The 26,220-nt window shown below is 72.0% G+C and carries 22 protein-coding genes; 13 read left to right on the top strand and 9 right to left on the bottom strand.

Annotated elements, in window-relative coordinates; genetic code table 11:
* Positions 1 to 163 precede the first annotated feature (163 nt).
* Together PV364_RS06835 and PV364_RS06830 are read left to right on the top strand one after the other, a co-directional pair.
* Positions 164 to 2,746, top strand: a complete 2,583-nt coding sequence (locus tag PV364_RS06835; protein ID WP_319658776.1) for an alkaline phosphatase D family protein — start codon at positions 164 to 166, stop codon at positions 2,744 to 2,746.
* A 184-nt stretch (positions 2,747 to 2,930) separates the two neighbouring features.
* Positions 2,931 to 3,302: a nuclear transport factor 2 family protein gene (locus PV364_RS06830; protein ID WP_319658775.1), complete on the top strand. Its 372-nt coding sequence runs from the start codon at positions 2,931 to 2,933 to the stop codon at positions 3,300 to 3,302.
* A 101-nt stretch (positions 3,303 to 3,403) separates the two neighbouring features.
* Here the strand turns inward: PV364_RS06830 and PV364_RS06825 are convergent, their stop codons facing one another.
* The 3 genes from PV364_RS06825 to ychF all read right to left on the bottom strand — a co-directional run bounded on the left by PV364_RS06825 (position 3,404) and on the right by ychF (position 8,469).
* On the bottom strand, positions 3,404 to 4,843 hold the full coding sequence (locus PV364_RS06825; protein ID WP_319658774.1) for an ATP-binding protein: 1,440 nt from the start codon (positions 4,841 to 4,843) through the stop codon (positions 3,404 to 3,406).
* Between the two features lie 98 nt (positions 4,844 to 4,941).
* Entirely contained in the window at positions 4,942 to 7,122 is a 2,181-nt protein-coding gene (locus tag PV364_RS06820; RefSeq protein WP_319658773.1) for a DEAD/DEAH box helicase, read from the bottom strand.
* 258 nt (positions 7,123 to 7,380) lie between these two features.
* Positions 7,381 to 8,469 carry a redox-regulated ATPase YchF gene (gene ychF, locus PV364_RS06815; RefSeq protein WP_319658772.1) on the bottom strand — a complete coding sequence of 363 codons (1,089 nt, stop codon included), beginning with the start codon at positions 8,467 to 8,469 and terminating at the stop codon, positions 7,381 to 7,383.
* Positions 8,470 to 8,654: 185 nt separating this feature from the next.
* Between ychF and PV364_RS06810 the strand changes: the two genes are divergently transcribed.
* Positions 8,655 to 9,191: a DUF6542 domain-containing protein gene (locus PV364_RS06810; RefSeq protein WP_319658771.1), complete on the top strand. Its 537-nt coding sequence runs from the start codon at positions 8,655 to 8,657 to the stop codon at positions 9,189 to 9,191.
* Between the two features lie 24 nt (positions 9,192 to 9,215).
* On the opposite strand, the gene ppgK is transcribed toward PV364_RS06810, so the two are convergent.
* From ppgK to PV364_RS06795, 3 genes are read right to left on the bottom strand one after another with little or no spacing between them, the layout of a single operon-like run.
* Positions 9,216 to 9,980 (bottom strand): polyphosphate--glucose phosphotransferase, encoded by a 765-nt coding sequence (gene ppgK / locus PV364_RS06805; protein WP_319658770.1) that lies wholly within the window; start codon positions 9,978 to 9,980, stop codon positions 9,216 to 9,218.
* A gap of 29 nt (positions 9,981 to 10,009) precedes the next feature.
* A complete protein-coding gene (locus PV364_RS06800; protein WP_319658769.1) occupies positions 10,010 to 11,035 on the bottom strand; it encodes a 4-hydroxy-3-methylbut-2-enyl diphosphate reductase in 1,026 nt (341 codons plus the stop codon).
* A 28-nt stretch (positions 11,036 to 11,063) separates the two neighbouring features.
* The gene (locus PV364_RS06795) at positions 11,064 to 11,249 is read right to left on the bottom strand and encodes a hypothetical protein (RefSeq protein ID WP_319658768.1); all 186 of its coding nucleotides are present in this window, start codon (positions 11,247 to 11,249) and stop codon (positions 11,064 to 11,066) included.
* 151 nt (positions 11,250 to 11,400) lie between these two features.
* Between PV364_RS06795 and xseA the strand changes: the two genes are divergently transcribed.
* The 3 genes from xseA to PV364_RS06780 all read left to right on the top strand — a co-directional run bounded on the left by xseA (position 11,401) and on the right by PV364_RS06780 (position 13,606).
* Positions 11,401 to 12,609, top strand: coding sequence for an exodeoxyribonuclease VII large subunit (xseA, locus tag PV364_RS06790; RefSeq protein WP_319658767.1), 1,209 nt, complete (start codon positions 11,401 to 11,403; stop codon positions 12,607 to 12,609).
* A 63-nt stretch (positions 12,610 to 12,672) separates the two neighbouring features.
* Positions 12,673 to 12,936 carry an exodeoxyribonuclease VII small subunit gene (locus tag PV364_RS06785; RefSeq protein ID WP_319658766.1) on the top strand — a complete coding sequence of 88 codons (264 nt, stop codon included), beginning with the start codon at positions 12,673 to 12,675 and terminating at the stop codon, positions 12,934 to 12,936.
* A gap of 76 nt (positions 12,937 to 13,012) precedes the next feature.
* Positions 13,013 to 13,606 (top strand): malonic semialdehyde reductase, encoded by a 594-nt coding sequence (locus PV364_RS06780; protein WP_319658765.1) that lies wholly within the window; start codon positions 13,013 to 13,015, stop codon positions 13,604 to 13,606.
* 26 nt (positions 13,607 to 13,632) lie between these two features.
* On the opposite strand, the gene PV364_RS06775 is transcribed toward PV364_RS06780, so the two are convergent.
* Positions 13,633 to 14,163, bottom strand: a complete 531-nt coding sequence (locus tag PV364_RS06775) for a DUF4245 domain-containing protein (protein ID WP_319658764.1) — start codon at positions 14,161 to 14,163, stop codon at positions 13,633 to 13,635.
* A 159-nt stretch (positions 14,164 to 14,322) separates the two neighbouring features.
* Here PV364_RS06775 and glpX point away from each other — a divergent pair, with 159 nt between their 5' ends.
* On the top strand, positions 14,323 to 15,366 hold the full coding sequence (gene glpX / locus PV364_RS06770) for a class II fructose-bisphosphatase (RefSeq protein ID WP_319658763.1): 1,044 nt from the start codon (positions 14,323 to 14,325) through the stop codon (positions 15,364 to 15,366).
* Between the two features lie 121 nt (positions 15,367 to 15,487).
* Here the strand turns inward: glpX and PV364_RS06765 are convergent, their stop codons facing one another.
* Positions 15,488 to 15,841, bottom strand: coding sequence for a WhiB family transcriptional regulator (locus PV364_RS06765; protein ID WP_401982166.1), 354 nt, complete (start codon positions 15,839 to 15,841; stop codon positions 15,488 to 15,490).
* A gap of 350 nt (positions 15,842 to 16,191) precedes the next feature.
* Complete coding sequence (locus tag PV364_RS06760) at positions 16,192 to 16,860, bottom strand: DUF1707 domain-containing protein (protein ID WP_319658762.1); 669 nt, start codon at positions 16,858 to 16,860, stop codon at positions 16,192 to 16,194.
* A gap of 140 nt (positions 16,861 to 17,000) precedes the next feature.
* Between PV364_RS06760 and PV364_RS06755 the strand changes: the two genes are divergently transcribed.
* From PV364_RS06755 to PV364_RS06730, 6 genes are all read left to right on the top strand, one after another.
* Complete coding sequence (locus PV364_RS06755) at positions 17,001 to 18,665, top strand: fumarate hydratase (protein ID WP_319658761.1); 1,665 nt, start codon at positions 17,001 to 17,003, stop codon at positions 18,663 to 18,665.
* 219 nt (positions 18,666 to 18,884) lie between these two features.
* Positions 18,885 to 20,285, top strand: coding sequence for a class II fumarate hydratase (locus PV364_RS06750; protein ID WP_319658760.1), 1,401 nt, complete (start codon positions 18,885 to 18,887; stop codon positions 20,283 to 20,285).
* A 96-nt stretch (positions 20,286 to 20,381) separates the two neighbouring features.
* Positions 20,382 to 21,065: a DUF402 domain-containing protein gene (locus PV364_RS06745; RefSeq protein ID WP_319658759.1), complete on the top strand. Its 684-nt coding sequence runs from the start codon at positions 20,382 to 20,384 to the stop codon at positions 21,063 to 21,065.
* Between the two features lie 126 nt (positions 21,066 to 21,191).
* A complete protein-coding gene (locus PV364_RS06740) occupies positions 21,192 to 21,878 on the top strand; it encodes a class I SAM-dependent DNA methyltransferase (protein ID WP_319658758.1) in 687 nt (228 codons plus the stop codon).
* A 59-nt stretch (positions 21,879 to 21,937) separates the two neighbouring features.
* Positions 21,938 to 24,547 (top strand): SpoIIE family protein phosphatase, encoded by a 2,610-nt coding sequence (locus tag PV364_RS06735; protein ID WP_415924530.1) that lies wholly within the window; start codon positions 21,938 to 21,940, stop codon positions 24,545 to 24,547.
* Between the two features lie 162 nt (positions 24,548 to 24,709).
* Positions 24,710 to 26,158 carry a catalase gene (locus tag PV364_RS06730; RefSeq protein ID WP_319658757.1) on the top strand — a complete coding sequence of 483 codons (1,449 nt, stop codon included), beginning with the start codon at positions 24,710 to 24,712 and terminating at the stop codon, positions 26,156 to 26,158.
* Positions 26,159 to 26,220: the final 62 nt, after the last annotated feature.

Here is a 26,220-nt window from a genome sequence, read left to right as displayed (position 1 = left end):
GCGGGCAGTATGGCCCATCGGGCTGTGCCCGCGACACTCGCCCCGCCCGGCGGCGGCGCCGCGCCGCGCTTCCGGCGCCACCTCCCCGCCCGGTGGCCTCCCGTGCCCTGCGCATTCATGATCACGCAACCGGGCCGGCACCTGTCCGGACAACCCTGTGGACATGACCACCACACCTTCGATCGTCCCCTTCGACCGCCGGAAGTTCCTGGCGGCCGCGGGTGGCACCACCCTCGGTGCCCTCGCCGCGGGCCAGTTGGCCATGGGCGCCGCCTCGGCCGCCGAGGCCGGAACCGCGGCCGGGACCGCCGGGGCCGTCCCGGCGGCCGTCGTCGACCCGGCCCCCTTCCTGCTCGGTGTCGCCTCGGGCGACCCCGACGAGGACAGCGTCGTGCTGTGGACGCGACTCGTCACCGACCCGCTCGACGCGGAGACCGGCGGCATGGACCCGGTCCCGGTCAAGGTGAGTTGGGAGCTGGCGCGGGACGAGGAGTTCCGGCACGTCGTCGACGACGGGCACACCAACGCGGTCCCCGAGTCCGCGCACAGCGTGCACGTCGAGGCCAGGGGCCTGCAGCAGGACACCTGGTACTGGTACCGCTTCCAGGTGAACGGGGTCTTCAGCCGCGTCGGCCGCACCCGCACCCTGCCGAAGTCCGGTTCCCGGGTCGACCAGTTGCGCTTCGCCTTCGTGTCCTGCCAGAGCTGGGCCGGCGGCCACTACGCGGCCTACCGCGACCTGGCGGGCCAGGAGCTCGACTTCGTCATGCACCTGGGCGACTACATCTACGAGACCGAGGACGGCAGCCTGACCGAGTTCCGCAGGCTGCACGCCCTGTACAAGAGCGCCCCCGAACTCCGGGACGCGCACGCGCGCTTCCCGTTCTTCATGACCTGGGACGACCACGAGGTCCAGAACAACTACGCGGGTGACGTCCCCGGCGGCGCCGGCGACGGCCGGCCGTTCCTGGAGCGCCGGGCCAACGGCTACCAGGCGTACTACGAGCACCTGCCGCTGCGCCGGGCGCAGCGGCCGGAGGGCCCCGACGCGCTGATGTACCGCAGGTTCGGCTTCGGGCGGCTCGCCGAGTTCAGCATCCTCGACACCCGCCAGTACCGCACCGACCAGCCGTGCGGCGACGGCCGCAAGACGCCCTGCGAGGCGGTCGGCGACCCGGCGAGCACCCTGACCGGTCCTGAGCAGGAGAAGTGGCTGCTCCGGGGCCTGCACAAGTCCGGCGCGCAGTGGAACGTCATCGCCCAGCAGACCATCATGGCCGCGTTCGACTACGACCTGGGCCCGTCGAAGGTCGTCAACCTCGACCAGTGGGACGGCTACCCCGCCGCCCGCTCCCGGATCCTGGACTTCCTGGACACCGAGCGTCCCGAGAACCCGGTGGTGCTCAGCGGCGACTGGCACACGCACTGGGTCAACGACCTGAAGAAGGACTTCGACGACCCGGCGTCCCGCACGGTGGCGACCGAGTTCGTCGGCACCTCCATCTCCTCGGGCGCCGGCTGGGACGCGGACGTCCGGGCGGGCCTCGCGGCCAATCCGCACGTCAAGTTCTACAACGGCACCTACCGCGGCTACGTGATCTGCGACATCACGCCGGAGCGCTGGCGCGCCGACCTGCGGATCGTGCTGAACGCCGGCGACGCGGCCTCCCCCGCGTACACGATCGCCGCGTTCGAGGTGCTCGACGGCGTCCCCGGGGCCCGTCGCCTCGACGGCGTCGGCGACGGCCTGTCCGGCCGGCTGACCGACAGCGCCACCGGTGGCCCGCTCACCAACATGCGGGTCAAGGTGCTGGACTCGGCGGGCAAGGCGGTCGTGTCCAGCACGACCGGCGCGGACGGCGAGTTCCTCGCCTTCGCCGTCCCCGGTGTCTACACCGTGGTCGCCGACGGCGTCGGCTACGACCCCGTCCAGGTGACCGCCACCGTGCGGGACGGTGCGCAGACCCGGGTCGCCCTGCGCGCGGACCGGGCGCGGGCGCGCGCCGGCACCGGGACCACCATTCCCGGTCCCGTGGCCGAGGGCCTCCCCTCCGACCTGGTGATCTCCAACGACCAGCTGGCGCTGGCGGTCTCGGCCGGTTCCGAGGACTCGCAGCTGACCCCCGTGACCCTCGGCAAGCCGCGGGACATGGCGGCGGTCGGCCACCTGGACCAGATCGACTGGTTCAACCTGCCGTACGCGTCGGCGGCCCAGCCGCGCGGCACGAACGCCTGGCAGCAGCGCACGGTGAAGTCCACCTCGGTCGAGGTGGTCTCCTCGACCGGCGCCGAGGCCCGGATCAGGGCCACCGGCGCGAGCACCGCCTTCACCGACGTCGCGGTCGTCACCGAGTACTCCGTCCGCGAGGGCGAGCGCTGGATCACCGCGGAGAGCGTCTTCACCAACCGCGGCACGGTGGCCCGCACCCTGTGGATCGGCGACGTGATCGACCACGACGGCACCGGGCAGCGCAGCGGTGTCCCGGGCCACGGCACCATCACCACCGGCACGCCCGCCGACTACGTGCCGACCGCGCCGTGGATCGGCATGACCGGGGCCGACAGCCAGACCTACGGTCTGCTCTACGAGGACCAGGCGTTCACCGCGTACGCCTGCGACATCTGGGCGATGACCCAGCGCCAGGTCACGATCGCGCCGGGGGCGAGCCACACCCTGCGCCGCCGCATCACCGCGGTCGACAACCGGGCCGCGCTCGACCCGTTCGCCGTGCTGAACACGCTCTGACCGCCCCGGGCCGGCGAGGCGGCACCCCCGCCCCGCCGGCCCGGCGGTGTCCTACGGCGTCCGCGGACAGGGAATGGACTTGCCGGTCCAATCCTGGGCGGCCATGGTGGAACCGCGGAGTCCGGCCTCACCTCGTCGCCGCTCCGCCACCACGGTCCGCACCGACGCCCCCAGGAGACCTGTCATGGCCGACGACAACGCCGGGATCATCGCCGACTTCCTCGCCCTCTTCGCCGACAAGGACGCGGCGAAGCTCGCCCCCTACCTCCACCCGGAGGTCGTGTTCCAGAACTACGGCGATCCGGAGATCAGGGGCAGGGAGAACCTCCTGGCCATGTGGGCGGGCGTCTTCGGCTCCTTCGAGCGGGTCGAGTTCACGACGCTGCACAGCGCGGTCAACGGCGACCTCGTCATCGAGGAGCAGATCCACGGCCTCGCCCTCCCCGGAAGGCAGCTCGCCCCGATCAGGAACATGGCCGTCTACCGGCTGGAGGACGGCCGGATCGTGGAATGGCGTGACTGCACCAACCCGGAGCACGCGCGCAGCCTGCTCTGAGCCCGCGCCGCGGGTCCCGCGCCGCGCGCTGCCCCGTGCATCGGCGTGGACCCGGGCAAGCGGGCCGGCTCACGCCGCCCGCGGCGACTGACGGGTGCGGGCTACCGGGGCTGCCACGCCCGTACCAGGTCCTCGGGCCCCCAGTGCGCGGCCAGCGGCAGGCCGTCGGCGACCCCGCATCGGGAGACCGCGACCAGCGCAGTGTCCGGGGCGGTACCCGGGACCGCGAGCATGTCGCGCACCAGGGCGTCGTACTCGTGACGGCCGAAGGGCTGGGTCTCCAGCCACTTGACCGACCCGACGAAGGACACCTGCCGGGCCACCGGCCCGCGGTCCGCGCCGACGAGGTCGATCTCGGGATTGTTCTGACGGTTCCACCAACCGCCCACGGCCTCGGTCCCGGGCCACGGGCCGTCGGGCATCAGACGCAGCAAGGACTCGCGGACCAGCGGCTCGACCGCTCGACCGCGCCATGTGGGCCATGACCGCTCGATGCGTTCCAGTGCCAGGTCACCGCGGCCACGCTCGATGAGAGGGATCGCGCGCGCCAGGAAGGCCAGCCAGAACCGCAGATACGGATCGGCGATCCGGTAGCGCTTGTTCTTGCCGTCCGGTGTGACGGACAACGGGAGATCCGCGGCCAGGACCCGCTTGGCCTGCAGCGTGGCCAGCAGCGGGGAGAGCGTGCCGGACGGCAGCGCGCCGGCGCCGCCGGCCCGGGTCGCGATCGCGCTGAACGTGCGCTCACCGCTGCCGACCGCTTCCAGTACGGCCCGGGAGTGCGAAGCCTCGGGGAATTCACCGAGCAGGGACAGCTCGCCGGCCACCATCAGGGGCGAGAGGGGACTGGCGACCGACGCCTCGAGGAAGGCGGTGCGCCCCATTCCCGGCCGCCATGACTGCACGATCTCGGGGAATCCCCCGGTGATCAACTGGGCGTCGACGGCCCCCGCGGCGTCCAGCCCGGTCATGGCCTGCACATCGGCCAGGTTCAGGGGGCGGACGGTCATCTTCGCCGCCCGGCCGAAGAACGGGCGCCCGTACGACTGCAGTGCCTCCATCACGGACGCGTCGCTGCCGACCAGCAGCAGGAGCACGGGCTTGGCGGACAGATGACGGTCCCAGACGGTCTGGAGCGCGCCCTCGAATTCCTGGTCCTGCTCGACCAGCCAGGGCACCTCGTCGATCACCGCGATGCTGGGCGAGCCGTCGGGCACCGCGAGCGCCAGCGAGCGCAGGGCCTGGTTCCAGTCCTGCGCCTGGAGGCCGGCGACCAGCTCCGCCCCCGGCAGCGGCGACTGCGCGAGGGCCGCGGCGAAGTCGGCGCGCTCCGTCACGGGGTTGCGCCCCCGGGTGGCCTGGAACACCACGTACGGCGCTCCGGAGCGGTCGCAGAACTCCTGGACCAGCCGCGACTTCCCCACCCGGCGCCGACCCGTCATGATCACGGCCCGCCCCCGCGTGGCTCCGGCCCCCTCCGCCACAGCCCGGTACTGCTCGGCCAGCTGCTCGAGATCCCCGGCCCGGCCTTGGAACTCCACGACACACCCCCGGAGCAATCCACAGTAGACGACTTCTTACGTAGATTGAATCTTACTTAACACCGAGCGACTACCGGCTCCAGCGCCTGGCGGCCCGCTCACTCGGTCGCCGCCGGCTTCCCGTCCGTCATGCCCAGACGAGCCTGCTCCTCCTCGACGATCCGGCGCGCCAGCTCCGTGTCCGACACATCGATCGCGTCCGGGGTGGCCTCGGCCACGGCGCTGCGGCGGGCGTAGGCATCGAACAGGCGCGTCTTGGCCTCCAGAATCCTCACCATGCGCTCGTCCACTCCCCCGGTGGCGAGGAGACGGTGCACGCGCACCGGCCTGACCTGGCCCATACGATGAGCCCGGGCCACCGCCTGGTGTTCGATGGTGGGCTTGACCTGGGGTTCGCAGATGACGACAACGGAGGCGGCCTGCATGTTGAGCCCGACTCCCGCGGCCTGAATCTGCGCCAGGAGCACCGCGGGGCCGGGGACACCGGCGAAGTCGTCGACGATCCGCTGCCGCCTTCCGGCCGGGACGCTTCCGGTCAGCGGACCGAATACCGCAGTGCCGTCGGTGGTTCCGGCCACGAGGGCCTCCTCCACCACGCCCAGTACATCCTTGAAGTAGGAGAAGACCACCGTCTTCTGCCCGTTCTCGCCGGCTTCCTGAACGATCTCCCGAAGCCGTTCCAGCTTCGCCGACTTCTCGGGGCGCATGTACGCGGCCCTGCGCATCGCCATGAAGTTGCCGGCGCGCACGGCTTCACGGTAGGCCTCCTCGTCCGACGCGCTCAGTTCCTCCCACTCGTCGGTCTGCTGGAGACTCGGCAGTTCCGTCAGCACGTCCTCCTGGTTGCGCCGCAGGTAGACCGGGGCCACGGACTTGCGGAAGGCGACCGACCCGGCCAATGCGTCCCCTTCGCCAAGTGACTCCGCGACGCCGTCGTCGAGCATCCGGACCAACTCGCGGAACTCCATGACCCTGTTCTCCATCGGGGTTCCGGTCATGAACAGGGTTCGCCCGCAGCGCTCCGCCCACACGGCAACCGCTTGGGACCGCTTGGCCTGCGGGTTCTTCACAAAGTGCGCTTCGTCGACCACGAGCAGGCCGACATCCCCGCCGCCCGGCGCGGGAAAACCGCGCAGCGCATCGAACGTGGTCACCCCGACCCCGCCCCGCCCCTTCCAGTCGGCGAACGCGTCCTGCCGGTCGGGGCCGTGGAGCACCATGACGCGCAGGGCGCTGCGGGCCTCGATCTCCCGTGTCCAGTTCACGAGGACGCTCGCCGGGCAGACGACCATGAAGTGACTCTGTCCCTCGGCCGCCAGGTGCGCCAGCACGGCGATCGCCTGGATGGTCTTCCCGAGGCCCATCTCGTCGCCGAGTATCACCTTGCGCTGCGCGAGCGCGAAACGCGCGCCGAACGCCTGGTAACCGCGCAGGGAGACCCGCCGGTGCGCGTCGTCGAGGTGCTGGGCCCGCACTCTCTCGGCGATCTCGTCCGGCAGGAAGCCCTCGGCGGCGGCCGTGTCCGGCAGCCGCCCGGAGATTTCGGCGAGCAGGCTGTAGTACTCGGCGGAGCGGAGTTCGAAGTCCACCCAGGCCGCGATGTCGGACGAAGGCTCCCGGAGCAGGTCCACCGAGGCCTGAGCGATCAGCTCGGGCAGCCCCGCCTGCTCCGCCTCGTCGACCAGCGAGCGGATCTCCGTGACCGCCGCCAGCGCCCGGGCCTTCTTGCCCTGGCCCACCAGAAGCATCCGGAAGCGCCGGGCGGCGGGCCTGGCGTCGGCAAGCAACGGACCGAGCCGTTCCGACAGGCCGACGGCCCTGTCGACCGCCCGCCGGGCGTCCGGGCCGGCCTCCACCAGTACGTGCAGGGCCATGACGAGCGCGGTGGTGCCCGGTTCCGGCCGGTCCACGTCGATGTGGACGGCCACGGTCTCGTGCACCGCCTCGGAGAGCCTGCGGGCGGCGGCGAGCATCTGATCGACGGTGCGCTGCCCGACACCGGGAATCTGCCGCAACCGGTAGGGGCCCGCCGCGAGCACCCCGCCGACCGTACGCAGTCCGCTCTTCTCCACACTCCCCAGCCGCAGTCGCCCCTCGGTGACGTCCTGCAGCCGGGCGACGGGGATGGCGTCGAGCTCCCGCTGCACCGCCGCGTCGTGGATCGGCCTCAGCGCCGCCCGGACCGCCTCCACCGCCCGGCCGTGGTCCCCCATCGCCGCCTGCGCCGCCTCGCACAGTCGCGCTCCCCTCGCGACCGCGTCCCGCTCGCCACGCCCCACGCTTCCCACCCCTCGATCGCCCTCCGCGCATCCTCCCACCGCGCGCACCGGCCCCGAAGGACGTTCGCGGCGCCCTGCGGACCGAGGGGGCGCCACGGGGAGCGCGCCGCCCACCGGTGGTCCGGGTCGTTCACGTAGGACGTCGGTCCACGTCCCGCACCCAACCGGCTCGGTGACGACGAAGGGGCCGGCCTCCCAAGGAGCCGGCCCCTTCCGATCAGCACACTCGACGGATTTTTGGCGTGCAGCGACGAACGGTCACACGTTGAAGCGGAACTCCACCACGTCGCCGTCCTGCATGACGTAGTCCTTGCCCTCCATGCGGGCCTTGCCCTTGGCGCGGGCCTCGGGGATGGAGCCGCACTCGACCAGGTCGCCGAAGGAGACGATCTCCGCCTTGATGAAGCCCTTCTGGAAGTCGGTGTGGATCACGCCGGCCGCCTCCGGAGCGGTGGCACCCTTCTTGATCGTCCAGGCGCGCGCTTCCTTCGGGCCGGCCGTGAGGTACGTCTGCAGGCCGAGGGTGTCGAAGCCGACCCGGGCGAGGGTGGCGAGGCCGGGCTCGTCCTGGCCCATGGACTGCAGGAGCTCCAGGGCCTCCTCGTCGTCGAGCTCGATGAGCTCCGACTCGATCTTGGCGTTGAGGAAGATCGCCTCGGCGGGGGCGACCAGGGCGCGCTGCTCGGCCTTGAAGGCGTCGTCGGTCAGCTCGTCCTCGTCCACGTTGAAGACGTAGAGGAAGGGCTTGGTGGTCAGCAGGTGCAGCTCGTGCAGGAGGCCGCCCTTCTCGGTCCCGGCGGTGATGCCGGCGGAGAAGAGGGTGCGGCCGTCCTCGAGGATCTGCTGGGCCTCCTGGACGGCGGCGAGCACGGCCGCCTTCTCCTTCTGGAGGCGGGCGTCCTTGGTCAGCCGCGGCAGGACCTTCTCGATCGTCTGCAGGTCGGCGAGGATCAGCTCGGTGTTGATCGTCTCGATGTCGTCCTTCGGGGACACCTTGCCGTCGACGTGGACCACATCCGGGTCGACGAAGGCCCGGATGACCTGGCAGATCGCGTCGGACTCGCGAATGTTGGCGAGGAACTTGTTGCCCAGGCCCGCACCCTCGCTGGCGCCGCGGACGATGCCCGCGATGTCGACGAAGTCGACCGTGGCCGGGAGCTTGCGCTGCGACTCGAAGATCGTCGCGAGCGTGTCCAGGCGGGGGTCGGGGACACCGACGACGCCGACGTTGGGCTCGATCGTGGCGAACGGGTAGTTGGCCGCCAGCACGTCGTTCTTGGTCAGGGCGTTGAACAGGGTCGACTTGCCGACGTTCGGCAGGCCGACGATTCCGATCGTGAGCGACACGTGACGACTTCCCGTAGCGAGGTGGGTGGAGGGCCCGCGCGCCCGGTCGGGCGGGGACGGACCGATCCACCAGTCTACGGAAGCGGGGGACCCCGAAGGCGCCCGCGGCCCGCCTCGCCCCCTGTGGGGCTGAAAAGTCGTGTCCTGCCCCCGTTTCCCCCCTGCCGGGCGCCTACGTTGGGTGCGTGGAGCAACACAGTGCGCGCACGCCGCACAACAACGGTGCCGCCACGCGGCCGGTCAGGCCGGCCGCGCGTCCGGCGCGCAGGCCCGCGGGCGCGACGGCCGTGGGCGGAGGTCCGCGCCGCGGCCCGCTGTGGGGCGTACGGCGGGGACAGAGCGAGTCCCGTCTGACGGGGCTCGGCACCGGGGTCTTCATCACGCTGACCGCCCTGTGCGGCGGCGCCGTGGACTCCCTCATGAACGGCGAGCCCGGCACGCTGTTCGGCGTGGTCTTCCTGCTGGCCTGCATCGCCGGCGGCGTGTGGGTCCGGCCGTACGACCTGTCGGCGGCGCCGGTGAGCGCGCCCATCGCCTTCACCATCGCGCTGGCCGTGACCGCCGACGGCGGCGGAGGGCTGACCGGGCATGTGATGGCACTGCTGACCGGGCTCGCCACGCTGACCGGGTGGCTGTACGGCGGCACGGTGTGCGCCGCCGTGATCACGGCCGTGCGGAAGGTGGCGTACGTGACGCGGGCGCGGCGCGCCGAACGCCGCTGACCCCGCGTCCCGCGTCCCGGGCCGCTATCCGGCGGCGGCGGCCGTGGTGGTGACCGCCGCGGCCGCCGCCATGCCCGCGCCCACGATGCCCGCGTTGTTCTGCAGCGCGGCCGGCACGATCTCCGCCTCGATGCCCTCGATCAGCGGGAGGAACTTCTCCGCCTTGCGGCTCACGCCGCCGCCGATGACGAAGAGTTCCGGCGAGAAGAGCATCTCCACGTGCGCCAGGTACTTGGTGACCCGGCGCGCCCAGTGCTCCCAGCTGAGGTCCTCGTCCTCCTTGACCTTGGTGGAGGCGCGCTTCTCCGCCTCGTGCCCGTGCAGTTCCAGGTGGCCGAGCTCGGTGTTGGGCAGCAGCTTGCCGTCCACGAAGACGGCGCTGCCGATGCCCGTGCCGAGGGTCAGCATGATCACCGTGCCCGAGCGCCCTTGGCCCGCGCCGTAGGCCATCTCGGCCATGCCCGCCGCGTCGGCGTCGTTGAGCAGCGTCACGGGCAGACCGACCCGCTCCGAGAGCAGGCCGGCCGCGTCCATGCCTATCCATCCCTTGTCGACGTTGGCCGCCGTGCGTGTGACGCCGTGCGTCACCACACCGGGGAACGTCGCGCCGATCGGGCCCTGCCAGCCGAAATGGGTGACGACCTCCTTGACGCAGTCCGCCACCGCGTCGGGCGTCGCGGGATGCGGAGTGAGCACTTTGCAGCGCTCCTCCGTCAGATCGCCGCGATCCAGGTCGACCGGGGCGCCCTTGATCCCCGAGCCGCCGATGTCCACACCGAAAACGCTCATGGCCCAACGCTACGACGTGGGACGGACGGTCACCCCTCGGACTGCCGACCTGCCTGCTCGGGGGCGCTCGCCGCGGCCGTTCCCGCCAGCTTGGCGGCGGCCTCCGCGCGCAGGTCGCGGCGGAGCTCCTTGGGCAGCGAGAAGACGATCGACTCCTCCGCGGCCTTGACGATCTCGACGTCCTCGAAGCCGCGCTGCGACAGCCACTCCAGCACCTGCTCGACCAGCACGTCGGGAACGGAGGCACCGGAGGTGACACCGACCGTGGACACGCCCTCCAGCCAGGCCTCGTCGATCTCCGCGGCGAAGTCCACGAGGTGGGCCTCGCGGGCACCGGCCAGCTTGGCGACCTCGACCAGGCGCACCGAGTTGGAGGAGTTGCGCGAGCCGACGACGATCACCAGGTCCGCCTCGGCGCCCATCTGCTTCACGGCGAGCTGGCGGTTCTGCGTGGCGTAGCAGATGTCGTCGCTGGGCGGGGAGATGAGCTGCGGGAACTTCTCCTTGAGCGCGTCGACCGTCTCCATGGTCTCGTCCACGGACAGGGTGGTCTGGGAGAGCCAGACCACCTTGGACGGGTCCCGGACCTCGACCTTGGCGACATCGGCCGGGCCGTCGACCAGCGTGATGTGGTCCGGGGCCTCGCCGGAGGTGCCGATGACCTCCTCGTGGCCCTCGTGGCCGATCAGCAGGATGTCGAAGTCCTCGCCTGCGAAGCGGACCGCTTCCTTGTGGACCTTGGTCACCAGCGGGCAGGTCGCGTCGATGGTGGCGAGCTTCCCGCGCTCGGCCTCGTCGTGCACGGCCGGCGCCACACCGTGCGCCGAGAACATGACGATCGACCCCTCGGGGACCTCCGCCGTCTGCTCGACGAAGATCGCGCCCTTCTTCTCCAGGGTCTGCACGACGTACTTGTTGTGGACGATCTCGTGGCGGACGTAGATCGGGGCCCCGTACTGTTCCAGGGCCTTCTCGACGGCGATCACGGCACGGTCCACGCCCGCGCAGTAGCCACGGGGGGCGGCGAGCAGGACACGGCGGGCAGCAGCAGTCATGCGCCCATCGTACGGGGCGTGACGGAGGTCATCCGCCCCGCCAGGGGCGTCCGCGGCGGGCGGCGCGCAGCAGGCCCGGCAGCCGTCCCGCGGCCACCGCGGCGACCACCGCCGTCAGGCAGCTGAAGCAGCCGCAGCCGGGGCCGCGGCGCCCGATGCGGAAGCCGCCGCCGATGCGTGGCGGCCGCGGGGGCGGCGGGCCGTGTGGGCGCATGGGGACCTCCCGGGCACATGGGTCTGCCCCCAGGGTGCGGGGTGCCAGGGGTGACGGACAGCGGTGGGCGCCATTCGGGTCGGGCAGCCGGGCGGAGGCGGACCGGCCCCGGGACGGGGTCACTGTCCGTGGCGGGGACTAGTCTCGGCGTATGGCTCTGAACACGTCCGCGGAGGCGCCGATCCCGGTCGGCGAGGTGTCGCGGCTGATCGGCGGCTGGATCGACCGGCTGGGCGCGGTGTGGGTGGAGGGGCAGATCACCCAGCTGTCCCGGCGCCCCGGCGCGGGCGTGGTCTTCCTGACGCTGCGCGATCCGTCGCACGACATCTCGCTGAGCGTGACCTGCCGCCGCGCCGTCTTCGACGCCTTCGACGGCGCGGTCGGCGAGGGTGCGCGGGTCGTCGTGCACGCCCGCCCGGAGTGGTACGCGCCGCGTGGGCAGCTCTCGCTGCGGGCGGCGGAGATCCGCCCGATAGGCGTCGGCGACCTGCTGCTGCGGCTGGAGCAGCTGAAGAAGCGGCTGGCCGGAGAGGGCCTTTTCGCCCTGGAGCGCAAACGGCCGCTGCCCTTCCTGCCGCAGCTGATCGGCCTGGTGTGCGGCCGCGCCTCGGCCGCCGAGCGCGATGTGCTGGAGAACGCCCGGCTGCGCTGGCCGGCCGTGCGCTTCGAGGTGCGCAATGTGCCGGTGCAGGGGGCGTACGCAGTCCCGCAGGTGATCGAGGCGGTGCAGGGGCTCGACGCGCATCCCGGGGTCGACGTGATCATCGTGGCCCGCGGCGGCGGCAGCGTGGAGGACCTGCTGCCGTTCTCCGACGAGCGGCTGGTGCGGGCGGTCGCCGAGTGCCGTACGCCGGTGGTGTCCGCGATCGGGCACGAGCCGGACACCCCGCTGCTGGACCTGGTGGCCGATCTGCGCGCCTCGACGCCGACCGACGCCGCCAAGCGCGTCGTGCCGGACGTCGGCGAGGAGCTGACCCGGGTCGAGCAGTTGCGGCACCGCTCGCTGCGGGTGATGCGCGGGCTGCTGGACCGGGAGGAGCGCGGACTCGTGGCGGCGATGAGCCGTCCCTCGATGGCGCGGCCGCGGCTGATGGTCGAGGAGCGCGAGGAGCAGGTGGCCGCGTTGCTGGAGCGTTCGCGGCGGCATCTGCGGCACCGCCTTGACCGGGCGGACGACGAGCTGGAGCACACCCGGGCCCGGGTCGTCGCGCTCTCCCCCGCGGCGACGCTGCAGCGCGGGTACGCCGTCCTGCAGCGCGAGGACGGCGGGGTGGTGCGGGCCGCCGGCGAGGTGGCCGACGAGGAGAAGCTGCGGGCCCGGGTCGCCGACGGCGAGTTCACGGTCCGCGTCACGCGCTGACCCGCGCGGGACCGCAGTGCCCGGGGGCCCCGCCGTGTCCGAGGGCGGCCCTAGTCTGGTGCCATGGCTGATCAGGACACGCTGGGGTACGAGCAGGCCCGCGACGAGCTCGTCGACGTCGTCCGCCGTCTGGAGGCGGGCGGCTCGACGCTGGAGGAGTCCCTCGCCCTGTGGGAACGCGGCGAGCAACTCGCCAAGGTGTGCCGCAACTGGCTGGAGGGCGCCCGCGCGCGCCTGGACGCGGCCCTCGCGGAGGAGTCGGGCGCGGCGGCCGGGGACGGGCCCGGTGCGCCGGGAGGGGACGGGCGGAGTGGCGACCCGGAATAGTTGAATCTTCACCTATGTTGGGTGGGGTGTTCGACGCCGCCCCGCCGGGGCGGTCCCCACATCCCCTGAGGTACCGATGACACTCCAGCTCGACACCGCCGCCCAGAACCTTCTCTTCCGCGACGCGCGCACCGCCAACTCCTTCACCTCCGAGCCGGTGACCGACGAGCAGGTCCAAGCCGTGTACGACCTGGTGAAGTACGCGCCCACCGCCTACAACCAGCAGCCGCTGCGCATCGTGCTGGTCCGCTCCCCGGAGAGCCGGGAGCGCCTGGTCGCGCTCATGAACGAGGGCAACCGCGCCAAGACCTCCACGGCCCCGCTGGTGGCCGTCCTGGCCGCGGACAACGAGTTCCACGAGGAGCTGCCGGTCCAGTTCCCCGCCTTCCCGCAGGCCAAGGAGGTGCTGTTCGGCGAGCGGCCGGTCCGCGAGCGGTCGGCCGCCTTCAACGCCGCGCTCCAGGTCGGCTACTTCATCCTCGGCGTGCGCGCCGCGGGTCTGGCCGCCGGCCCGATGACCGGTTTCGACGCCGAGGGCATCGACAAGGAGTTCTTCCCCGAGGGCGACCACTCGGTCCTGGCCGTGGTGAACATCGGCAAGCCGGGCGAGAACGCCTGGCGCGCGCGCTCGCCGCGTCTGCCCTACGACGAGGTGGTCACCACCGTCTGAGCCACCGGCCCCGGCCGGGCCCGGTCCTACTGGCCGCTGCGCTCCTGGAGCGCGGCGGCCAGTTCCGCGAGCCGGTCGGCCGGAGCGGTGCCGGTGACCATCGTGGTCACCCCGCCCTTCTCCCGCACCAGCGCGTCGTACTTGGGACCCTCGTAGCGGTCCCACGTCTCGCCGCCGACGGTGCGCGTGCCGCTCTTGCGCGCGTCGTGGCTCGTGGCCGCGACGAACGCCGCCGCGTCCGCGTTGCTCTGCTCGACGGCCGCGTACTCGTTCTGCGGGTCGACGAAGCCCAGGTGCCAGTGCACCGCCTTCGGGTTCGTGTCCTCGTACGTCACCGAGGTCGCCCGCCAGCCCTTGCCGAGGCCCTCGGGGGCCGCGACCGGGTACGGGGCGCTGCGGCGCGCCTGGTCGAGCTCGACCCGGTAGCCGACCACCTGGACGGGGTCGTGGTTCTCGTCGTGCGGGATGAAGAACCAGATGATGCCGACCACGACGCCGATCGCCGCCATCGAGATCACCATGTCACGCACTGTTTCCGTGCCGCGCTTCTTTGCCACGCCCCCTATGGTCCCTCATGCCCCGGAGCGTCCCGCCGCCCGGGTCCCGCGCGTGCCGGATGCGCTCATGTGACGGGGGGCCTGCTCATCCTGGCACCTGGCGGCTAAGGTCGTAGCACCCTCTTTTCCGGCCGTCCTCGTACAGAAAGGTGCGCTGTGATGACCGAGCAGCACGAAAACCACAACATGCCGCCGCAGCTCGAAGTGAGTCCCGAGGCCCCCGACCGCAACCTCGCCCTCGAACTGGTCCGGGTCACCGAGGCCGCCGCGATGGCCGCCGGCCGCTGGGTGGGCCGGGGCGACAAGAACGGCGCGGACGGCGCGGCCGTCAAGGCCATGCGCACCCTGGTCTCGACCGTGTCGATGAACGGCGTCGTCGTCATCGGCGAGGGCGAGAAGGACGAGGCGCCGATGCTCTTCAACGGCGAGCGGATCGGCGACGGGACCGGCGCGGAGTGCGACATCGCCGTGGACCCGATCGACGGGACGACGCTCACCGCCAAGGGCATGCCCAACGCCGTCGCCGTGCTCGCCGCCGCCGACCGCGGCGCGATGTACGACCCGTCGGCCGTCTTCTACATGGACAAGCTGGTCACCGGCCCCGAGGCCGCCGACTTCGTGGACATCACCGCCCCGCCGTCGGTGAACATCCGGCGGGTCGCCAAGGCCAAGGGCGGCGCCCCCGAGGACGTGACCGTCGTGGTGCTCGACCGGCCCCGGCACGACGGGCTGGCCAAGGAGATCCGCGAGACCGGCGCGCGCATCACGTTCATCTCGGACGGCGACGTGGCGGGCGCCATCATGGCCGTCCGCGAGGGCACCGGCGTCGACATGCTGATGGGCATCGGCGGCACCCCGGAGGGCATCATCGCGGCGTGCGCGATCAAGTGCCTCGGCGGAACCATCCAGGGCAAGCTCTGGCCCAAGGACGACGCCGAACGGCAGCGCGCCCTCGACGCGGGCCACGACCTCGACCGGGTCCTGCACACGGACGACCTGGTCAAGGGCGACAACGTGTTCTTCGTCGCCACCGGCATCACCGACGGCGAACTGCTGCGGGGCGTGCGCTACCGCGCCGAGACCGCGACCACCCAGTCGCTGGTCATGCGCTCCAAGTCCGGCACGATCCGCCAGATCGACTCCACGCACCGGCTGTCGAAGCTCCGCGCCTACAGCACGATCGACTTCGACCGCGCGCGCTGACCGCCGCCCGGCCGGAGGGGCTGGGCCGCAGGCGAGCACAGCCGGAAGCCGGCAGGCCCGGCCACCGTGCACACAGGGGCCGGGAGCCCGCCCAGCGGCGGACTCCCGGCCCCGGAGCGGGTCAGCCCGCGGCAGCGATCCGCGGCTCCGGCCGCTGCAGTTCCGCCTCGCGGCGACGCCGGCGCGCGAGCACGACCCGGCGCTCGGCCGCGGTCATGCCGCCCCACACCCCGTAGGGCTCCGGCTGCAGCAAGGCGTGCTCGCGGCACTCCAGCATGACCGGGCAGCGGGCGCAGACCCGCTTCGCGGCCTCCTCGCGCGACAGCCGTGCCGCGGTCGGCTCCTTGGAGGGGGCGAAGAACAGACCTGCCTCATCGCTGTGGCACGCCGCGTCCGAATGCCATGGGCCGCCCAGGTCCCGGGGGTGACTCAGGGAGGAACTGGATGCTGCCGCGGGCTCGATCGGTTGAAGCACGGGATACTCCTGACGACGGCTCGGCTTGGTGTCACCCTTGCCCGTCGCTGCCCTTCCCGCTGCGTCGGCACGGGGTTGTCGACGTGGGGGTCCGGCGGCGAGCGACGTGTCCCCATGCCCTACCCGCTGTGCGCGCGTTCATGCGCACGGTGGCCGCGGGCTCGCGCGCCCGCGCGTGCGCTGCCCGTGCCGGAGGGTGCGCCGCCCGAGCCGCCTGAGCCGCCCAGTGGCCGACGGCCCCGGCAACCGCCTTCTTTCCGGGACGCCTTGGGGCCCGATCACACGCCGGCGGTGCGCGGTGCGGACCGCACCGCGCACCGCCGGAGGAGGAGCCGCGGACTGATGAACCGTCAGTGGTCGAGCTCGGGACGGCTGTCCTTCTTCTTGACCCGCTTGCCGCGTCGCGGCTTGGCCTCCACGCCGCCCCAGAAGGCCAGGCCCTGCACCTTGATGACCGGGGCTCCCGGGTCGGGGGCCTCGTACGCCTCGACGTCGGAGCCGCCCATGATGCCGACGACGCCACCGCCGCGCAGGGTCACGTTCTCCGGCACCTTGATCTCGACGCCGCCCATGATGGCGGTGCAGTTGATGACGACCTCCGGCGCGGTGAACGTCGCCTCCGTCAGGTCGATCACCACCCCGCCCAGGATCGCGACCGCGTTGATCTTCGAACCCACGCGCCAGCGGCCCTTGCGCTCGGCGCCGCCGAGGATGCCGACGAGGTTGGGGTTCTCCCCGGAGTGGTCCGGGACCCAGTGCCGGGCCCGGTCGGGGGCGGCCGCCGGGGCGGGGACCGGAAGGTCGCGCACGAAGGGCTCCAGCTCGCCGACGGTCTTCGCCGCGTACACGCCGTCCAGCCGCTCCGAGTGCTCCTCGGTGGTCAGACGTCCCTCGGCCAGGGCATCGCGGAGAATGTCGGCCACCCGGTCGCGGTCCGCGTCGGACGCGCGGATGTCGACTTCGGCGACAGGGGGACTCAGGGGCTGCTGCTCACGCTTCTGGAGCGAGGACTCATCCACGGGCCTACGGTACACAAACGCGATAGATCGCGACTAGGCCCCTACCTCCGGCAGTGAGGGTCACCTCACACGCCCGGTGACCCGCGCTCGTTCTACGCTTGTTGGGCTTCTACGACGCAGCGCAGTGAGGATGTCCATAAATGCCCGAGTTCGCCTATACCGACTTGCTCCCCCTCGGTGAGGACACCACTCCGTACCGCCTGGTCACCTCCGAGGGCGTCAGCACCTTCGAGGCCGACGGCCGGACCTTCCTCAAGGTGGAGCCGGAGGCGCTGCGCACGCTCGCCGCCGAGGCCATGCACGACATCTCGCACTACCTGCGCCCCGCGCACCTCGCGCAGCTGCGCCGCATCCTGGACGACCCCGAGGCGTCCTCCAACGACCGCTTCGTCGCCCTGGACCTGCTGAAGAACGCCAACATCGCCGCGGCCGGCGTGCTGCCGATGTGCCAGGACACCGGCACCGCGATCGTCATGGGCAAGCGCGGCCAGAACGTGCTGACCTCCGGCGGTGACGAGGCGGCCCTGTCGCACGGCATCTTCGACGCGTACACCAAGCTCAACCTGCGCTACTCCCAGATGGCCCCGGTGACCATGTGGGAGGAGAAGAACACCGGCTCCAACCTGCCGGCCCAGATCGAGCTGTACGCGACCGACGGCGGCGCGTACAAGTTCCTCTTCATGGCCAAGGGCGGCGGCTCGGCCAACAAGTCCTTCCTCTACCAGGAGACCAAGGCGGTCCTGAACGAGGCCTCCATGATGAAGTTCCTGGAGGAGAAGATCCGTTCGCTCGGCACGGCCGCCTGCCCGCCGTACCACCTGGCGATCGTCGTCGGCGGCACCTCCGCCGAGTTCGCGCTGAAGACCGCCAAGTACGCCTCCGCGCACTACCTGGACGAGCTGCCGGCCGAGGGCTCGCCGGCCGGCCACGGCTTCCGGGACAAGGAGCTGGAGGAGAAGGTCTTCGAGCTCACCCAGAAGATCGGCATCGGAGCGCAGTTCGGCGGCAAGTACTTCTGCCACGACGTCCGCGTGGTGCGGCTGCCCCGGCACGGCGCCTCCCTGCCGGTCGCCATCGCCGTCTCCTGCTCCGCCGACCGCCAGGCGGTCGCGAAGATCACCGCCGAGGGCGTCTTCCTGGAGCAGCTGGAGACCGACCCGGCGAAGTACCTGCCGGAGACCACCGACGACCACCTGTCGGACGAGGACGTCGTGCGCGTCGACCTCAACCGCCCGATGGACGAGGTCCTCGCGGAGCTGTCGAAGTACCCGGTCAAGACCCGGCTGTCGCTGACCGGCCCGCTGGTCGTCGCCCGCGACATCGCGCACGCGAAGATCAAGGAGCGACTGGACGCGGGCGAGGAGATGCCGCAGTACCTGCGCGACCACCCGGTCTACTACGCGGGCCCGGCCAAGACCCCCGAGGGCTACGCCTCCGGCTCCTTCGGCCCGACCACGGCCGGCCGCATGGACTCCTACGTCGAGCAGTTCCAGGCCGCGGGCGGCTCCAAGGTCATGCTCGCCAAGGGCAACCGCTCCCAGCAGGTGACCGACGCGTGCGCCGCGCACGGCGGCTTCTACCTCGGCTCCATCGGTGGCCCGGCGGCGCGCCTGGCCCAGGACTGCATCAAGAAGGTCGACGTCCTGGAGTACGCCGAGCTCGGTATGGAAGCGGTCTGGAAGATCGAGGTCGAGGACTTCCCGGCCTTCATCGTCGTCGACGACAAGGGCAACGACTTCTTCACCGATCCCGCGCCGCAGCCGACCTTCACGACGATCCCGGTGCGCGGCCCCGGGCTCGCGTAGTGCCGTTCGGGGCGGACCGGCGACACAGTCCGCCCCCTCGGCCCCTCTCCGCCCCCGGTGCCCGCGCGCCGGGGGCGGAGGTGTTCCCGCGCCGGTGCGGGTAGGCCTCCCAGGGGGCGGCGCGTGGAATGAAAACCGCCGCGCCGCTGTCCTACTGACCAGTACTTTCCCGGCACCGGTGGGACGCTGGGAACCGTCCCGAGGGAAGGAACCCCAGCGATGTCCGAGCAGGGCGCGGCCGACTACCGGATCGAGCACGACTCCATGGGCGAGGTGCGCGTTCCCGCGCACGCCAAGTGGCGGGCCCAGACCCAGCGGGCCGTGGAGAACTTCCCGATCAGCGGGCAGCGGCTGGAGCGCGCCCACATCGCGGCGCTCGCCCGGATCAAGGCGGCCGCGGCGAAGGTCAACGCGGAGCTCGGCGTGCTGGACAAGGACGTCGCCGAGGCGGTCCAGGAGGCGGCCGCGGAGGTCGCCGGGGGGCGCTGGGACGACCACTTCCCGATCGACGTGTTCCAGACCGGCTCGGGCACCTCGTCCAACATGAACGCCAACGAGGTGATCGCGACCCTGGCGAGCGAGCGCCTCGGCCGCGACGTGCACCCCAACGACCACGTCAACGCCAGCCAGTCCTCCAACGACGTCTTCCCCTCCTCCATCCACATCGCCGCGACCGCCGCCGTCACCGGCGACCTGATCCCGGCACTGCAGCACCTGGCGGCGGCGCTGGAGCGCAAGTCCGCCGAGTTCGCGGACGTGGTCAAGTCCGGCCGTACGCACCTGATGGACGCGACGCCGGTCACCCTCGGCCAGGAGTTCGGCGGCTACGCCGCCCAGGTGCGCTACGGCGTCGAGCGGCTGCGCGCCTCGCTGCCGCGGCTGGCGGAGCTGCCGCTCGGCGGGACGGCCGTCGGCACCGGGATCAACACCCCGGCGGGCTTCTCGGCGGCGGTGATCGCCGAGGTGGCGCGGGCCACCGGCCTGCCGCTCACCGAGGCCCGCGACCACTTCGAGGCGCAGGGCGCGCGCGACGGCATCGTGGAGACCTCAGGCCAGCTGCGCACGATCGCGGTCGGGCTGACCAAGATCTCCAACGACCTGCGCTGGATGGCGTCCGGGCCGCGCACCGGCCTCGCCGAGATCGCCCTGCCCGACCTCCAGCCCGGCTCGTCGATCATGCCGGGCAAGGTCAACCCGGTCGTCCCGGAGGCGGTGCTGATGGTGGCCGCCCAGGTCACCGGCAACGACGCGACCATCGCGACGGCCGGCGCGGCGGGGAACTTCGAGCTCAACGTGATGCTCCCGGTGATCGCCAAGAACGTCCTGGAGTCGGTGCGGCTGCTCGCCAACGTCTCCCGGCTGCTGGCCGACCGGACCGTGGACGGCATCACCGCCGACGTCGAGCGCGCCCGCGAGTACGCCGAGTCCTCGCCCTCCGTCGTCACGCCGCTCAACCGGTACATCGGCTACGAGGAGGCCGCCAAGGTCGCCAAGCGCGCGCTGGCCGAGCGCCGCACGATCCGTCAGGTGGTCCTGGACTCCGGGTACGTCGAGCGGGGCCTGCTCACCCTGGAGCAGCTGGACGAGGCACTGGACGTGCTGCGCATGACCCGTCCGTGACGGCGGCCGCCCCGCGGTGGCATGGTGCGAGGGCCCGTGACGAAGGCTCGGCGCAAGGGTGACGCCGCCGTGACCCGTCGTCCGTAAGATCTCTTCATGACGGCGGACATCCTTCTTCATCCGGGTACCGGGCGGAACGGCGGCGAAGACCACTGGTCGCCCGGCGACCAGGTGCTGTGGCGCTACCGCGGCAACGCGACGGACCGGGTGCACATCTGCCGTCCGGTGACGGTGGTGCGCGACGACGCGGAGCTGCTGGCCGTCTGGATGGCGCCGGGCACCGAGTGCGTCCGCCCGGTGCTCGCCGACGGCACGCCGATCCACGAGGAGCCGCTGGAGACGCGCTACCTCAAGCCGCGCACGACGAGTGTCGACCGCTGGTGGGGCACCGGTGTGCTGAAGCTGGCCCGCCCCGGGGAGCCGTGGTCGGTGTGGCTGTTCTGGGAGCGGGGCTGGCTCTTCAAGAACTGGTACGTGAACCTGGAGGAGCCGCGCCGCCGCTGGTCGGGCGGCGTGGACTCCGAGGACCACTTCCTGGACATCCATGTCGGCCCGGACCGCAGCTGGCACTGGCGGGACGAGGACGAGTTCGAGCAGGCGCAGGCCGCGGGGCTGATGTCCGCCGCGACGGCGGAGCGGGTACGCGAGGCCGGACGGCGCGCGGTGGGTGTCATCGGGGAGTGGGGCCACCCCTTCGACGAGGGCTGGCAGCACTGGCGTCCGAATCCGGCGTGGCCGGTACCGGCTCTTCCGGTTGACTGGGACCGTCCGGCAAGGTGACCGCGTGAGTCTTGCCGGGCCCCCCAGCCCCAACCGTAAGATCGTGCCTCATAGTGCTGCACAAATCACAGGCTCACACTAGAGTTTGACGCTACGTCACGCAGGTCATCACGGGAGGCCCAGGCTGTGGGAGTCGGCGGCTACGAGGACATACAGCTGGACCGCACCGGCCAGGCGGAGGCCTTCGACGCCATAGGCGACCGTTACGACGAGGCGTTCCCGCACAAGGAGGGGCAGCTCGCGGCCGGCGAGTGGATCCTGACGCAGCTGCCGGACGCCTCCCGCGTGCTGGATCTGGGATGCGGCACCGGACTGCCGACCTGCCGTCAGCTCTCCGACGCCGGGCACCAGGTGACCGGAATCGACCTCTCCCCGGTCATGCTGTCGCTGGCCCGCCAGTACGTGCCCCAGGCCACCTTCCACCGGGCCGACATCGCCGATCTGCGACCGGGCGGCCCCTACGCCCGGCACGGCAGGCACGACCTCGGGCAGTTCGAGGCCGTCACCGCCTTCTTCTCGCTGCTGATGCTCTCCCGCGCCGAGATTCCGCTGGCCCTGCGGGCCGTGCGCGATCTACTCGTCCCCGGCGGGCTGTTCACTCTTTCGATGGTAGAAGCCGATGTGGATGACTTTCCGATTCCGTTCCTTGGTAACACCATCCGGGTATCGGGTTATCTACGGGACGATTTGCGCCAGGTGGTGGCCGACGCAGGATTCGAGGTCCTGAGGGAGGAGTCGTACGCCTACGCGCCGCACAGCACAGAAGTGCCGCCGGAGGAGCAACTCTTCCTGCACTGCCGCCGACCCGCCTGACGCGGCCGCCCCGCCACGTGCCCCGCACGTGACGCACCCGACCGGATGGAACGACCAGCGTGAGCACGGAGCGCATTTCTGAGCAGGCCGCCGTCCAGGCGACAGCGGCCGGCCCGGCACGTCCGGGCGACCCCGAGCCGGTCCCCGATCCGCGGACCGGATTCCGGCTGACCCCGGAGGCCGCGACGGCGGCCGGCGAGGCCGGCGCGGCGCAGCCCGTACAGAACCAGGCCCCCGCCCCTTCCTCCGCCCCGGCCGGGTCGTCCTCCGGCCGCCCCCGGCGGCCCCGGCGCGGCGGTGGCGCAGGCGCGGCCAAGCGCGCCGCCGGCGCGGCCGGGAGCGATCCCGGCACACCGTCCCTGCAGCCCGTTCCGCCCACCCAGCGGCAGTCGGGCGGCGAGACCGGCGCTCCCGCCAAGGCCGGCCGGGCCGGCCGCCGCGGCACCCGCGGCACCCGGCCCGACCGCAGATCCGCCGAGGTGAGAGACCGTCAGGCCGCCGGCGTGGTGGCCGCCGAGAGCGCCACCGGGGTCCAGCACGCGATCGCGGGCACCACCGCCGACGCCGCCCGGGGCCGGCAGTCCGCACATCTGCGCTCCCCCGGTTCGCCCGGCGCCCCCGGCGACGAGTCCACCAGCCGGCCGTGGGACCACCCCTCCCCGCACGACCTGCGGGCGGCCACGGCCATGGCCGCCCCGGTCGAGCCCGGTCGCCGCGCCTCCGCCACCGGCGGCACCCCGGGCACGCCCGGCGCCCCCGGCCCTGCTCAGCCGGAGGGCGGCGAACCGCGCACCCGTGCCCGGATGCCGGACACCGGGGTTCCCGCCGCGCGCTCGGGCGGCCGGCACGGCGGCCCCGGCGGCCACCCGGTCGACGACGACTCCACCGCGGGCCGCCCGCTGAAGAAGATCGGCTCGCAGAACCGCGGCCGGGCCGGGCAGGCCGAGGCCGAGCGGCTGCGCTACGTCGGCGCGGCCACCCGCCGCATCGCCCGCGGCCTGGACCTGGACGAGATCGTGCTGGGCCTGTGCCGCTCGACGGTGCCGGCCTTCGCCGACGCGATCCTGGTCTATCTGCGCGACCCGCTGCCGGTCGGCGACGAGCGTCCCTCGGGCCCGCTCGTCCTGCGGCTGCGCCGTACCGACCGCGTGCCGGACGACACCGAGCAGCCCGTCGAGGGCCTGCTGATGCCGGTGGTGCCGTCCACCGAGGGCCAGTACGGCGCGGCCGCGGAGGCCGTGGACGTGACGCTGGACGGGGCGCTGGCGGAGGTGCTGCGCGGTGTGCGCCCGGTCTTCTCCGACAACCCGCAGGCCACGGCCGCGCTCCACGAGCTGGTGGGCGGCTGCCCGGAGGCGGAGTCCGGCGACACGTTAGAGCTTCCGACGGGGCGCCGCGCCATCCTGGCCCCGCTGCGCGGCCGCCGCCGGGTGATCGGCGCGACCGTGCTGCTGCGTCGTCCCGACCGGCCCGCCTTCGACCCCGACGACCTGCTGGTGGCCGCGCAGCTGGCCACCCACACCGCGCTGGGCGTCGACAAGGCGGTGCTCTACGACCGCGAGGCGTCGATCGCCGACTCCCTGCAGCGCGAGATGCTGCCGGACTCCCTGCCCGAGCCCACGGGCGTCCGGCTCGCCAGCCGCTACCTGCCGGCCGCCGAGTCCGCCCGGGTGGGCGGTGACTGGTACGACGCGATCCCGCTGCCCGGCAGCCGGGTGGCGCTGGTCGTCGGCGACGTCATGGGCCACTCCATGACCTCGGCAGCGATCATGGGCCAGCTGAGGACCACCGTGCAGACCCTGGCGGGCCTGGACCTGTCGCCGCAGGAGGTCCTCTACCACCTGGACGAGCAGGCCCAGCGGCTCGGCCAGGACCGCATGGCCACCTGTATCTACGCCGTCTACGACCCGATCGCGCACCGGGTGACCATCGCCAACGCCGGTCATCCGCCGCCGGTACTGCTGCACGCCGACGGGCTGGCCGAGGTGCTGCGTGTGCCGCCGGGCGCGCCGATCGGCGTGGGCGGCGTGCCGTTCGAGGCGGTCGAGCTGCCGGCTCCGGCCGGGGCGACGCTGCTGCTGTACACCGACGGCCTGGTGGAGTCCCGCGCACGGGACGTGTGGGGCGGCATCGAGATGCTGCGCGAGCGGCTGCACACGGCCTCGGCGGTGATGTGCCCGCCGCCGCTTGAGCCGCTGTGCGACGAGGTGCTGGAGATCGTCGGCCCCGGCGACCGGGACGACGACATCGCGCTGCTCGCCGCCCGCTTCGACGGCATCGCGCCGCGCGACGTGGCGTACTGGTTCCTCGAGCCGCGCGCCCAGACCGCGGGCCGGGCCCGGCGCCTGGTGCGCCAGGCGCTCAGCCGCTGGGACCTGGACTCGCTGGCGGAGGCGACCGAGCTGCTGGTCAGCGAGGTGGTCACCAATGCGGTGCGGTACGCCGAACGGCCCATCACGCTGCGGCTGCTCCGCACCGACGTGCTGCGCTGCGAAGTGGGCGACGACGCCCCGACGCTGCCACGGATGCGCCATGCCCAGCCGCAGGACGAGGGCGGCCGCGGGCTGTACCTGGTCAACCGGATGGCCCAGCGGTGGGGAGCGACCCGGCTGAGCGCCGGAAAGGTGGTCTGGTTCGAAATGGGCATTCCGGGCGGTGTGCAGCGCTAGACGCTGCGTGTCCGTATCGGATTTATTTTTGGACTTTGTCCAGAACGGTGGCCGGAAGGCATTGCCCGGCGTGCCGAGCCGGTGATTCAGTGTTTGTGTGGTCGTTAGCGACCAGGAGCCCCCGACGGACTCTTCCGAAGATCGACGGGAGGACACATTCACATGAGCACCCCCTACACCACCAACAACGCCGGGATTCCGGTGGAGAGCGATGCGCATTCGCTCACGGTGGGCTCGGACGGCCCCATCCTCCTCCAGGACCACTACCTGATCGAGAAGATGGCGCAGTTCAACCGCGAACGGGTTCCCGAGCGCGTGGTGCATGCCAAGGGTTCGGGCGCGTACGGCGTCTTCGAGGTGACGAACGACGTCAGCCAGTTCACCAAGGCCGACCTGTTCCAGCCGGGACGGCGGACGGAGATGCTGGCCCGCTTCTCGACGGTGGCCGGTGAGATGGGCAGCCCCGACACCTGGCGCGACCCGCGCGGCTTCGCGCTGAAGTTCTACACCGAGTACGGCAACTACGACATGGTCGGCAACAACACGCCGGTCTTCTTCGTGCGCGACTCGATGAAGTTCCAGGACTTCATCCGCAGCCAGAAGCGCCGTCGTGACAGCTCACTGCGCGACAACAACATGCAATGGGACTTCTGGACGCTGTCCCCCGAGTCGGCGCACCAGGTCACGTGGCTGATGGGCGACCGCGGCGTGCCCAAGTCGTACCGCCACATGAACGGCTACAGCTCCCACACCTACATGTGGGTCAACGCCGGCGGAGAGCGGTTCTGGGTCAAGTACCACTTCAAGACCGACCAGGGGATCGACTTCCTCACCCAGGAGGAGGCCGACCACTACGCGGGCGCCGACGGCGATCTGCACCGCCGTGACCTGTACCAGGCCATCGAGCGCGGCGACCACCCCTCGTGGACGCTGTACATGCAGATCATGCCGTTCGACGACGCGGCGGACTACCGGTTCAACCCCTTCGACCTCACCAAGGTGTGGCCGCACGGCGACTACCCGCTGATCGAGGTCGGCCGGATGACCCTCAACAAGAACCCCGAGGACTACTTCATCCACATCGAGCAGGCCGCCTTCGAGCCCAGCAACATGGTGCCCGGCATCGGCCCCTCGCCGGACAAGATGCTCCTCGGCCGGCTGTTCTCGTACGCGGACACCCACCGCTACCGGATCGGCCCGAACTACGCGCAGCTGCCGCCGAACCGCCCGCACACCGAGGTGCGCTCGTACGCCAAGGACGGGCCGATGCGCTACGAGCCGTCGCGCACCGCCGCGCCGTACGCACCGAACTCCTTCGGCGGGCCCGAGGCCGACATCCAGCGGTTCGGCGAGCCGGCCGGCTGGGAGGTGGCGGGCAACATGGTGCACGAGCCCTACAAGCTGCACCGCGAGGACGACGACTTCGGGCAGGCCGGGACGATGGTCCGGCAGGTCCTGGACGACGCCGCCCGCGACCGGCTGGTCTCCAATGTGTCCGGGCACCTGAAGAACGGGGTCAGCGCCCCGGTCCTGGAGCGCGCCATGCAGTACTGGCGCAACATCGACAAGGAGGTCGGCGACCGCATCGCCGCCAACGTCAACGGCTTGTGACCTCCTCCTGATCGCAGCCCCGGCGCACGTGATGTCCGTCCGTGCCCCGGGGCTGCATCGTG

The organism is Streptomyces sp. MI02-7b, from assembly GCF_033793585.1.
In the GTDB taxonomy this organism is placed as follows: Bacteria; Actinomycetota; Actinomycetes; order Streptomycetales; family Streptomycetaceae; genus Actinacidiphila.
The sequence above is the reverse complement of the archived record's forward strand: the minus strand, read 5'-3'. Positions and strand labels throughout refer to the sequence as shown.

Bases quoted from the DNA above. Each gene is read 5' to 3' on its own strand.
- PV364_RS06835 (WP_319658776.1), top strand. From the start codon at position 164: ATGACCACCACACCTTCGATCGTCCCCTTCGACCGCCGGAAGTTCCTG.
- PV364_RS06830 (WP_319658775.1), top strand. From the start codon at position 2,931: ATGGCCGACGACAACGCCGGGATCATCGCCGACTTCCTCGCCCTCTTC.
- ppgK (WP_319658770.1), bottom strand. From the start codon at position 9,980: ATGAGCGTTTTCGGTGTGGACATCGGCGGCTCGGGGATCAAGGGCGCC.
- PV364_RS06800 (WP_319658769.1), bottom strand. From the start codon at position 11,035: ATGACTGCTGCTGCCCGCCGTGTCCTGCTCGCCGCCCCCCGTGGCTAC.
- PV364_RS06795 (WP_319658768.1), bottom strand. From the start codon at position 11,249: ATGCGCCCACACGGCCCGCCGCCCCCGCGGCCGCCACGCATCGGCGGC.
- xseA (WP_319658767.1), top strand. From the start codon at position 11,401: ATGGCTCTGAACACGTCCGCGGAGGCGCCGATCCCGGTCGGCGAGGTG.
- PV364_RS06785 (WP_319658766.1), top strand. From the start codon at position 12,673: ATGGCTGATCAGGACACGCTGGGGTACGAGCAGGCCCGCGACGAGCTC.
- PV364_RS06780 (WP_319658765.1), top strand. From the start codon at position 13,013: ATGACACTCCAGCTCGACACCGCCGCCCAGAACCTTCTCTTCCGCGAC.
- glpX (WP_319658763.1), top strand. From the start codon at position 14,323: ATGACCGAGCAGCACGAAAACCACAACATGCCGCCGCAGCTCGAAGTG.
- PV364_RS06755 (WP_319658761.1), top strand. From the start codon at position 17,001: ATGCCCGAGTTCGCCTATACCGACTTGCTCCCCCTCGGTGAGGACACC.
- PV364_RS06750 (WP_319658760.1), top strand. From the start codon at position 18,885: ATGTCCGAGCAGGGCGCGGCCGACTACCGGATCGAGCACGACTCCATG.
- PV364_RS06745 (WP_319658759.1), top strand. From the start codon at position 20,382: ATGACGGCGGACATCCTTCTTCATCCGGGTACCGGGCGGAACGGCGGC.
- PV364_RS06730 (WP_319658757.1), top strand. From the start codon at position 24,710: ATGAGCACCCCCTACACCACCAACAACGCCGGGATTCCGGTGGAGAGC.